This is a genomic window from Mycobacterium sp. E2238 (genome assembly GCF_001672665.1).
Taxonomy (GTDB): Bacteria; Actinomycetota; Actinomycetes; order Mycobacteriales; family Mycobacteriaceae; genus Mycobacterium.
The window spans coordinates 1-534 of record NZ_LZKF01000118.1; the positions used below are offsets into that span (position 1 = coordinate 1).

Annotated in this window: 1 protein-coding gene; it reads left to right on the plus strand. The window is 63.5% G+C overall.

Annotated features, from left to right (window positions below):
* The coding region (locus A5711_RS10045) for a glycosyltransferase (protein WP_369829926.1) at positions 1 to 534 on the plus strand (534 nt) is incomplete at both ends.

A 534-nucleotide genomic window follows, 5' to 3' on the forward strand; every position in this document is an offset into this window, starting at 1 on the left:
ACGTGGGTCATTGGAAATCCAGGCCTACGACGAGGTGTGCTTCCCCGGGCTCGCTGCCGAATGGGCGAAATGGGGCGGCCAGCGTCCTTTCGTTGGATCGCTGACGATGGAGCTGCCCACCGATACCGACGACGAGGACGTAGCGTCGTGGATCGCCGCGGGAACACCGCCGATTTGCTTCGGTTCGGGAAGCATACCGCTCGAATCCCCCTCCGCCACAGTCGAAATGATTAGCTCGGCGTGCGCGAACCTCGGCGAGCGGGCCCTCCTGTGTTTCGGCGGAACTGATTTCAGCGACGTGCCGCATTTCGACCACGTCAAGGTCGTGGGCGTGGTGAACTACGCGTCCGTCTTTCCGGCCTGCCGCGCGGTCGTTCATCACGGGGGCTCAGGCACCACTGCCGCAAGCCTGCGTGCAGGCATACCCACCTTGATTCTGTGGAGCTCGGCCGACCAGCCGTACTGGGGCAATCAGATCAAGCGCCTCAAGGTGGGAACCGCCCGACGCTTCTCGGAGACCACCGAGAAATCGCT